At 62.5% G+C, this 9,441-nt stretch carries 8 protein-coding genes and 1 tRNA gene; 4 read left to right on the plus strand and 5 right to left on the minus strand.

What is annotated here, in order from left to right:
* The 4 genes from BGO62_RS07925 to moeB form a co-directional block, all read left to right on the plus strand.
* Positions 1-1,171, plus strand: a 1,171-nt coding sequence (locus tag BGO62_RS07925; RefSeq protein ID WP_296641000.1) for a peptidoglycan DD-metalloendopeptidase family protein, incomplete at its 5' end; no start/stop codon positions are given.
* Position 1,172: 1 nt separating this feature from the next.
* Complete coding sequence (locus tag BGO62_RS07930) at positions 1,173-2,579, plus strand: S41 family peptidase (RefSeq protein ID WP_296641002.1); 1,407 nt, start codon at positions 1,173-1,175, stop codon at positions 2,577-2,579.
* A 72-nt stretch (positions 2,580-2,651) separates the two neighbouring features.
* The gene (locus BGO62_RS07935; protein ID WP_296641003.1) at positions 2,652-3,047 is read left to right on the plus strand and encodes a hypothetical protein; all 396 of its coding nucleotides are present in this window, start codon (positions 2,652-2,654) and stop codon (positions 3,045-3,047) included.
* Positions 3,048-3,061: 14 nt separating this feature from the next.
* On the plus strand, positions 3,062-3,832 hold the full coding sequence (gene moeB / locus BGO62_RS07940) for a molybdopterin-synthase adenylyltransferase MoeB (protein ID WP_296641005.1): 771 nt from the start codon (positions 3,062-3,064) through the stop codon (positions 3,830-3,832).
* On the opposite strand, the gene slmA is transcribed toward moeB, so the two are convergent.
* The 5 genes from slmA to dnaG all read right to left on the minus strand — a co-directional run bounded on the left by slmA (position 3,820) and on the right by dnaG (position 9,358).
* A complete protein-coding gene (gene slmA, locus BGO62_RS07945) occupies positions 3,820-4,404 on the minus strand; it encodes a nucleoid occlusion factor SlmA (protein ID WP_296641010.1) in 585 nt (194 codons plus the stop codon). The genes moeB and slmA overlap by 13 nt on opposite strands.
* Positions 4,405-4,740: 336 nt before the next feature.
* Positions 4,741-5,241: a hypothetical protein gene (locus BGO62_RS07950; protein WP_296641011.1), complete on the minus strand. Its 501-nt coding sequence runs from the start codon at positions 5,239-5,241 to the stop codon at positions 4,741-4,743.
* A gap of 281 nt (positions 5,242-5,522) precedes the next feature.
* A tRNA-Ile gene (locus BGO62_RS07955) sits at positions 5,523-5,599 on the minus strand.
* A 33-nt stretch (positions 5,600-5,632) separates the two neighbouring features.
* Positions 5,633-7,498, minus strand: coding sequence for an RNA polymerase sigma factor RpoD (gene rpoD / locus BGO62_RS07960; RefSeq protein ID WP_296641013.1), 1,866 nt, complete (start codon positions 7,496-7,498; stop codon positions 5,633-5,635).
* 162 nt (positions 7,499-7,660) lie between these two features.
* Positions 7,661-9,358: a DNA primase gene (gene dnaG / locus BGO62_RS07965; protein WP_296641015.1), complete on the minus strand. Its 1,698-nt coding sequence runs from the start codon at positions 9,356-9,358 to the stop codon at positions 7,661-7,663.
* Positions 9,359-9,441: the final 83 nt, after the last annotated feature.

The following is a 9,441-nucleotide window of genomic DNA, read 5'->3' on the forward strand; positions in this document are numbered from 1 at the left end:
ATCCGAGCTCGACGCGCTCAAGCAACGTCTGCACACCCTGCAGACGGAGTTTCGCAACACGCAGGCGCACCGCCAGGAAGCAGCCGACGAACTGCGCCAATCCGAACGCGCCATCAGTAGCGCGGTGCGTCAGTTGCGCGAACTGGACAGCGAGCGCCAGCGCACCGATAGCGACCTGCAGACGCTGACGCAGCAGGCTGAAGCCGTTGCGGCACGCATTCGCCAGCAACAGGCCGGCCTGGGCCGGGCACTCAAGGCCGCCTACCAGCGCGGACAGGGCGATGCACTCAAACTCATACTCAACGGCACGGACCCCAACCAGACCGCGCGCGACCTGCGCTATCTGACGCACCTGTCGCATGCCCAGCATGCCCAGATCGAAACGCTGCGCGCCGATCTCGCACAACTGGCGGCACTGCAACAGCAGACCGCGCAAAAAACGACCGAGTTGACGCAGCTGCAGGCGGCGCGCGAGGCCGAGCAAAAGAAGCTGCTGGCCGACAAGCGCGCCCGCGAGGCGGTGCTGCAGAACCTGTCGACTCAAATCCAGCAGCAGCGGCGTGAAATTTCCAACCTGAAACGCGACGAGCGCAGCCTGACCCAATTGGTGGAGCGTCTCGGCCGCCTGATGGCGCAGCAGGCGGCACGCGAGGCGGCACGCGCCCGTGCTGCGCAGCAGGCGCAGAAATCCCCGAAAGCCGAGACGGAGACGGTCGGCCAGCCGCGCCGCGCCGTGGCCGTGAATGCCGAAACGCCGGTGGCGTTTCGCTCGGAACGGCCTTTCTCGGGACTGAAAGGCTTCTTGCGCTTGCCGGTTGCGGGGGAACTCATGAATCGCTTCGGGGCTCCGAGGGAGGAGGGCGGAGTGAGTTGGAAAGGTCTGTTCATCCGTGCCGCGCAAGGGTCGGCGGTGAAGGCGATCGCTGCCGGACAGGTGGTGTTTGCCGAGTGGCTGCGCGGCTTCGGCAACCTCATTATTGTCGACCATGGCGAGGGCTATATGAGCCTGTACAGCAATAATGAAAGTCTGTATAAGCAGGTTGGCGAACGGGTTCAGTCCGGCGACGCGATCGCCACGGTCGGCAACAGCGGCGGCCAGCCCGACACCGGCCTGTATTTCGAAATGCGGCATCAAAGCCGCCCTGTTAACCCCCTCCTGTGGGTGAAGTGAGATGACGCACAAGGCAAAATTCGTACTCGTCGGCCTGGCCGGCGTACTGGCGGGCGCGGCGCTGACGGTCAACCTGTCGGCGATCGCCAACAAGGAAGCGGAGACGGCGCTGCCGGTCGAGGAGCTGCGTGCCTTTACCGATGTGTTCGCCCGCATCAAGAGCGATTACGTCGAGCCGGTGGAAGACAAGAAGCTGATCACCGAGGCGATCAACGGCATGCTGACCGGGCTGGATCCGCATTCCGCCTATCTGGATGCCGAAGGCTTCAAGGATCTGCAGGTGGGCACGCAGGGCGAATTCGGCGGCCTGGGCATCGAAGTCGGCATGGAGGACGGTTTCGTCAAGGTCGTTTCGCCGATCGAGGACACGCCGGCCTTCAAGGCCGGGGTCAAGCCCGGCGATCTGATCATCAAGCTCGACGATACCCCGGTGAAGGGCATGACCCTGAACGATGCGGTCAAGCGCATGCGCGGCAAGCCGGGGGCGACCATCAGGCTCACCATCGCGCGCAAGGGCGTCGACAAGCCCATCGTGCTGACGCTGACGCGGGCGATCATCAAGATTCGCAGCGTCAAATCCAAGCTGCTGGAAAACGGCTACGGCTATGTGCGCGTGACGCAGTTCCAGGAGCACACCGGCGAGCTGCTAGCCGAGGCCCTGAGCAAGCTGTACAAGGACAACAAGGCGCCGCTGAAGGGGCTGATCCTCGATCTGCGCAACGACCCGGGCGGTTTGCTCAATGGCGCGGTGGCGGTGACGGCGGCTTTCGTCAAGCCCGACAGCCTGGTGGTGTATACCGAGGGCCGTACCGACGACGCCAAGATGCGGCTGACCGCCAGCCGTGAAAACTATCTGCGCCCGATGCAGATCGATTATCTGAAAAACCTGCCGGATGGCGTGAAACAGGTGCCGATGGTGGTGCTGGTGAACAGCGGCTCGGCCTCGGCATCCGAAATCGTGGCGGGCGCCCTGCAGGATCACAAGCGCGCCGTCGTCATGGGTACCCGCACCTTCGGCAAGGGCTCGGTGCAGACCATCCTGCCGATCGGCAATGGCACCGCGATCAAGCTCACCACCGCGCGCTACTTCACGCCGAACGGGCGCTCCATTCAGGCCAAGGGCATCGAGCCGGATATCGTGGTGGAAGATCCGGCGATGCCATCGGCGGATGAGGGGCTGGAAATTCGCGAGGCCGATCTCGACAAGCACCTCAGCAATCCGAACGGCGGGGAGACGGCCCCGGCGAGCAAGCCGGCCGACAGCATCAAGGCGCCGCCGGCCGAGCAGCCGGGCAAGGACAAAAAACCGCTGACGCTGGAGCCGGGCGAGATCGTATCGAAGAACGATTTCCAGGTGAATCAGGCGCTCAATCTGCTGAAAGGCCTGCAGATCCTGCAGGGACGCTGAGCCAAAATGCGCTGCCGCGGCAGCGCGGGCGACGCGGTATATACTGTGCCTATCTAGCCTGTCGGGGGTGCCATGCGTCCGTGTGACCTCGAGAAAAACCGCGAAATCGTCTTCCATCCTGTGCCCGCGGGCCAAGTGGAACGCGCCCTGTCCTTGCTGGAAGGCCTGGAAGGCTTGCAGGTGATGGCGGGGGCGGGGGCCGACCGCCTGCTGGTGAGCTACCACATCTGCGAGTACACCCTGGAAGGGCTCGAAACCGCACTGGCGAGCCAGGGCTTCCATCTCGACAACAGCCTGCTCAGCAAGCTCAAGCGCGCGCTGGCCTACTTTTGCGAGGGCGTGCAGCGGCGCAATGTCGCGGCCAACGAACCGGACATCAAATCCCAGCAGGCTTTCATGAAAGTCTACGAACGCCATCTGCATGGCGATCGCGACGAGACACCCGAGGAATGGCGCGGCTATAAATAGCCACGCCGCCGTGCATGGATCTGAATGACGATCAACTGCTGCGCTACAGCCGGCATATTCTGTTGCCGCAAGTCGGCGTGGCCGGACAGGCGCGCATCTCCGCAGCCTCGGTGCTGATCGTCGGCGCCGGGGGGCTGGGGTGCCCGGTGGCGCTCTATCTGGGCGCAGCCGGCGTCGGCCGGTTGTTGCTGGCCGACGGCGACAGCGTCGACCTCACCAACCTGCAGCGCCAGATCGGCCACGTTAGCGCAGCGATCGGGCAGAACAAGGCCGATTCGCTCGCGCGCAGCGTGCTGGCCATCAACCCCGAAATCGAAGTGCAGCCGATTCGTCAAACGCTCGTCGGCAATGCCCTGCACGAGGCGGTGGCGGCGGTGGATCTGGTGGTCGACGCATCGGACAACTTCGCTACCCGGCATGCCGTCAACCGTGCCTGTGTGCTGCTCGGCAAGCCGTTGGTGTCGGGTGCCGCGATCGGGTTTTCGGGACAGCTGGCTGTCTTCGACCCGCGCCGCGCCGAGAGTCCCTGTTATCACTGCCTGTTTCCCGATCACGCGGATGAGCCCGAATTGCGCTGTGCCGAGGCGGGGGTGTTTTCGCCGCTGGTTGGCGTGATCGGGGCGATGCAGGCGCTGGAGGCGCTGAAATATCTGGCCCAGGTGGGCGAGCTACTGGTGGGCAGGCTGTTGCTGTGGGATGGCCTGCGCAGCGACGCCCGCGTGATGAAGGTGCCGCGCGACCCGGCCTGCCTGGTGTGCGGCCAGGCAGGCGTTCAGGCAGGGTGAGCGTCGAGCAGGCGCGACAGCAGCAGATCGATGTCGCCACCCGGCGCGCGGGTAAACCCGCTCTTGGCAAACTGGTGCCAGCGCCCCACCACCACGCATTGCAGCAGATTGGCCAGCGGCGCGCTGCGTTCGGCCAGTTCGTCGCCGGCCAGCCGCAGGCATTGCCGCAACTGGGCTTCGATGCGGTCATGCAGTTGATTGATGCGTTTTTGCAGGCGCTCGTTTTCATGCACCAGTGCGTCGCCGATCAGCACCCGCGTCATGCCGGGATTCTTCGCCGCAAAATTCAGCAGCATGCCAAGGATGGCCTTGACCTGCGCGGCCGGCGAGGGGATGTCGGCAGTGATGCGCGCGATCAGCCCGAACAGCGTTTGTTCGATGAATTCGATCAAGCCCTCATACATCTGCGCCTTGCTGGAAAAGTGGCGGTATAGCGCCGCTTCCGATACGCCGACGCGTGCGGCGAGAGCGGCCGTGGTGATTTTCTCGGGCTGCGGTTCCTGCAGCATCGCGGCCAGCGTCTGCAGAATCTGCACGCGGCGCTCGCCGGGTTTTCTGACTTCCCCTTCCATCAGGCACTCCCCTGTTTTTATTAGGGATGATTATCGCTGATGTCGGGTTAAATGGTGCCTGCGCTTCCTTTGCCGCCATCTGCCAAACCGCGTAAGCACTGGGTATACCAGTCCCCACCAAGCGAACCGTGCCCCGAATACCCCCGTGGCTGATGGGCTTGAGGCTGTTGTGTCGCCGGATTTTGTCGGCCTTGCTCACGGCAAGCCCGCGAGGTTGCTCCTGCAGCGGAAGGAAGGATCAACCCGCAGCGGCGAGGATGATGGCCGTGCAGGCCCTTTGCCCAATGCCAGGTTTCCGGGCGGTTCCGCCCGGAAATTGTTTATGCCCGGGGCGATTCAAGGCTTGGCTTCGGCAGTCGGTGCATTTACTGCGGCGGTGGAAATCGTCCCGGCGGCTGCCTGCGACTGGGCCTTGTCCGGCGCCGGCGCGTCAACCGTGACGTTGCCCCCCATCAACACGGTGATCATGGTTGGGTAGTCATACGCCGCGCCACTGGCAATATCGACCCCGGCACCAATCACACCACCAAAGAGGATGTTGCCGAATGCCATGCCCTTGGTAGATGATTTCACGCTTGCCAGACCGGGTGCCTGATCCTCTTTCTCGCAATTGATCAGCAGGTCTTCGTAGCTGCGGCTTACGACCACTGAACCGGGGCTGGTCACATACCAGCTGCCCTTGTTGTTGGAGAGTTTGCAATTGGCACTCGCGACAGGCTGCCCTTCTTTGCTGCGGGTCTCTACCGTGAGGCTCTGATTGGTGCCAGAGACAATCGATGCACAGCCCGAGCCAAGCAGGGCTGCCGACATCAAAACGACTAAATTGGTCTTGTTCAAGTGATCTCCCCCTGTGATTTTTGTGTGTGCCGGATTCCCGGTCAGCAACGGATGGTACATAATAACCAGTAAGATGCAATGAGTTCTTTGCAGGGGAAGTGCCTGAATGACTGTTTGAAGCCCCAATACACGTTAGGTGCGCACCGGGAAAAAGCCGGGTTAACGTTTCAAGAGAGCTTGAGGCAAGGTTTGTATATAAGCGAGAACGGACAAGCCGGCAAAGAAAAAGCCCGGTTTTACGCGGGCTTTGGGATGTATTGGGACGTTGTTGGATTTATATTTGGTGGGTCTGCACGGACTTGAACCGTGGACCAAGGGATTATGAGTCCCCTGCTCTAACCAGCTGAGCTACAGACCCGAAAACGTAAAGCCCCGCGTGGCGGGGCAGGGCTTACTGTTCGCCGCTGCCGACGAAGCTTTTCAGCTTTTCGGAACGGGTCGGATGGCGCAGCTTGCGCAACGCCTTGGCTTCGATCTGGCGAATCCGCTCGCGCGTCACGTCGAACTGCTTGCCGACTTCTTCGAGCGTGTGGTCGGTATTCATTTCGATGCCGAAGCGCATGCGCAATACCTTGGCTTCGCGCGAGGTCAGGCTGTCCAGCACTTCGCGGGTGGCATCGCGCAGGTTGGCGTAGATCGCGGAATCGTCGGGCGACAGCGTGCTGGAATCCTCGATGAAGTCGCCCAGATGGGAGTCTTCGTCGTCGCCGATCGGCGTTTCCATGGAAATCGGCTCCTTGGCGATTTTCATGATCTTGCGGATTTTGTCTTCCGGCATTTCCATCTTGATCGCCAGCGTCGCCGGATCCGGCTCGATGCCGGTTTCCTGCAGGATCTGGCGGCTGATGCGGTTCATCTTGTTGATGGTTTCGATCATGTGCACCGGGATGCGGATGGTGCGTGCCTGGTCGGCGATCGAGCGGGTGATCGCCTGGCGGATCCACCAGGTCGCGTAGGTCGAAAACTTGTAGCCGCGGCGGTATTCGAACTTGTCGACCGCCTTCATCAGGCCGATGTTGCCTTCCTGGATCAGGTCGAGGAACTGCAGGCCGCGGTTGGTGTACTTCTTGGCGATCGAGATCACCAGGCGCAGGTTGGCCTCGATCATCTCGCGCTTGGCGCGGCGCGCCTTGGCTTCGCCGGTGGACATCTGCTTGTTGATGTCCTTCAGGTTCTTGATCGGCAGGCCGACGCGATCCTGCATCGCGATCAGCGCTTCCTGGTGCGCCTTGACTTCGTACTGCACCTTGGAAAGCGTCGAGCAGTATGCTTTCTTGGCGGCGATTTCCTTGTCCAGCCAGACCAGGTTGGTCTCGTTGCCGGGGAAACTCTTGATGAAGTGGGGGCGCGGCATGCCCGAGCGGGCGACGCAGAATTCCATGATCTTGCGCTCGTGCGAACGCACTTCTTCCACCGCATTGCGGATCTGTTCGCACAGGCCGTCGACCTGGCGCACCGAGAAGCGGATCGCCATCAGCAGTTCGGTGACTTCGGTCTGGGCCTTCATGTGCTGCGGGCTGCCGAGGCCGAATTTGGCATGGGCGGCCTGCGCTTTCTTGTAGGCCTTGCGGATGAAGTCGAACTGCGCCAGCGCCTCGGCCTTCAGCTGCGCCAGGTTGGCGGCGGCGACCGCTGCGCTGGCGTCTTCGTCGTCCTCGTCGGTGTCGTCGTCTTCGGTTTCCACCGCTTCCTCGGTTGCTGCGGCTTCGGTTTCCACTTCGACAAAACCGTCGATCAGTTCGTCGATGCGCATCTCGTCCTTTTCGACCTGCGCCGCCATGTCCAGAATCTGTTGAATGGTCAACGGACACGACGAAATCGCCTGCACCATGTGGCGCAGGCCTTCCTCGATACGCTTGGCGATCTCGATTTCACCCTCGCGGGTGAGCAGGTCGACCGAGCCCATCTCGCGCATGTACATGCGCACCGGGTCGGTGGTGCGGCCGAATTCGGAATCGACCGTGGTCAGTGCCTGCTCCGCCTCGGCCACCACGTCTTCGTCGGCGACGGCAGGTGCGGCTTCCTGCATCAGCAGGGTTTCGGCATCCGGCGCCTCGTCGTAGACCTGGATGCCCATATCGTTGATCATGCTGATCACGCCTTCAATCTGGTCGGCGTCCAGCACTTCGTCGGGCAGGTGGTCGTTGATCTCGGCGTAGGTCAGGAAGCCCCGTTCCTTGCCCAGAATGATGAGGTTCTTCAACTGGGTGCGGCGCGCCTCGGCCTCCACCGGCGTCAACTCTTTCAGGGGGAGCAACGCTTCGGTTTTTTTGGCGCTACCGCCCGGTTTTCTTCCACGTACAGCCACAGGCTTGTCTCCGCTCAGGTTCTGCCCGCGCAAAACGCGCGCAGAAAAAATCGTTTAAAAAACCGGCAATTATACCGTAAGCCGGGGCTTTGTCTTGGCGTTTCTGGTAAGCTAGTATCGTGCCAGTTCAGCCAATTCCTGCCGCTCGCTGGCACTCAAACTGCCCAGCGGCCGCGCGGCAAGTTCCTGCCAGCGGCGGCGCTGCCAGTCATCGCGCAGTTGTTTGACTGCGCCATCGAACTCCGCGTTCCAGTCCCAACTATCGTCTTTGTCAAGCAGGTCAGTCAGCAGTTCGTCGACGAGAGGTTCCAGCGCGCTGCCTTTGGCGGTTTCGCAGAGCGTCTGCGGTTTGAGCGGGCCAACCTCGTGGAGCCAGGCCATCAGTTCGCTCATGCGGCTGCTTAGCGGATCGTTCGCGTCCAGCCAGCAGGGGTCGACTTCGGCCGCACGCTGCGGGTTCATCAGCAGCGTACGAGCCAGGCTGCGTACGCGCGAGGGTGCCGGACGGCGTTGCGGGCGAGGGGAGATGCGCTGGGGTGTGCTGGGCCTGATTCCCATGAGGCCGAGCTCGTCGGCCTGTAAATGCGTCAGATCGGCGATTTGTCGACGAATCAGGCTGGCCAGCAGCGGCGCGGCAATTTTTTCCAGCAGCGGTTTTGCATCCTTGATCAGCGCGGCGCGGCCTTCCTGGCTATCGAGCTTGCGGTCGCGCGCCAGTTCGCGAATCAGAAACGCCGAGAGCGGCACGGTGTCGGTGTCCAGCAATTGCAAAAAGGCGGCCTGGCCGCGGGCGCGGATATAACTGTCGGGATCCTCGCCTTCGGGCAGGAACAGGAAGCTGACTTCCTTGCCGTCTTGCAGTGCTTCCAGCGAGTTTTCCAGTGCGCGCCAGGCGGCCTTGCGCCCGGCCTTGTCGCCATCAAAGGCATAGATCAGACGATCGGTGTGGCGCAGCAGGGTGCGCACATGAATCGGCGTGGTGGCGGTGCCCAGCGCAGCCACGGCAAACTCCACGCCGTGCTGGGCCAGTGCGACGACGTCCATGTAGCCTTCGACCACGATGGCGCGGCCGGCAGCCTTGATCGCGGCGCGCGCTTCGAACAGGCCGTAAAGCTCCGAGCCTTTGTGGAATAGCGGGGTTTCCGGCGAATTGAGGTATTTCGGCTCCCCCTGGCCGAGTACCCGGCCGCCGAAGCCGACTATCCGGCCCTTGGCGTTCTTGATGGGGAACATGATGCGGTCGCGGAAGCGGTCGTAGCGTCGATTGTCGCCATCGACGACCAAACCGGAAGCGGCGAGGGTGTCCGCCGTGTAATCGGCGAAAACCTGCTTCAGCGGGGACCATCCATCCGGTGCGTAGCCGATGCCGTAGCGGGCGGCGATGGTACCGGTCAGTCCGCGCCGTTTCAAATAGTCGATGGCATGCGGCGTCTGCTTCAGCTGTTTTTTATAGAACTGCGCGGCCTGCTCCAGTGCGTCCCACAGCGCCGGCGGCGGCTTGGGCCGGTCGGGTTCGCCGGATTCGGGCACCGGCAGGCCCACGTCCTGGGCCAGCGCCCCGACTGCGTCGGGAAAGCTCATGTGCTCGTATTCCATCAGGAAGCCGAGCGCGGTGCCGTGTGCGCCGCAGCCGAAGCAGTGGTAGAACTGTTTGGTCGGACTGACCGTGAAGGAAGGGGTTTTTTCGCTGTGAAAGGGACAGCAGGCCTGGTAGTTCTGCCCGGCTTTTTTCAGTGGCACGCGCCGATCGATGACGTCGACGATGTCGACGCGGGCAAGCAGGGTGTCGATGAAATCGCGCGGGATCATGGTTACTGCATGATAAACCCGGGCGAGCGCCGGGTGGCGCTCAGCCCGCGAGGCGGGCTTTGATCAGCGCGGAAACCTGGCCC

The organism is Thiobacillus sp. 65-1402, from assembly GCF_001897685.1.
GTDB lineage: Bacteria > Pseudomonadota > Gammaproteobacteria > Burkholderiales > Thiobacillaceae > Thiobacillus.

Excerpts from the sequence above, each read along its gene's own strand:
- BGO62_RS07930 (WP_296641002.1), top strand. The coding sequence starts at position 1,173 with ATGACGCACAAGGCAAAATTCGTACTCGTCGGCCTGGCCGGCGTACTG.
- BGO62_RS07935 (WP_296641003.1), top strand. The coding sequence starts at position 2,652 with ATGCGTCCGTGTGACCTCGAGAAAAACCGCGAAATCGTCTTCCATCCT.
- moeB (WP_296641005.1), top strand. The coding sequence starts at position 3,062 with ATGGATCTGAATGACGATCAACTGCTGCGCTACAGCCGGCATATTCTG.
- slmA (WP_296641010.1), bottom strand. The coding sequence starts at position 4,404 with ATGGAAGGGGAAGTCAGAAAACCCGGCGAGCGCCGCGTGCAGATTCTG.
- dnaG (WP_296641015.1), bottom strand. The coding sequence starts at position 9,358 with ATGATCCCGCGCGATTTCATCGACACCCTGCTTGCCCGCGTCGACATC.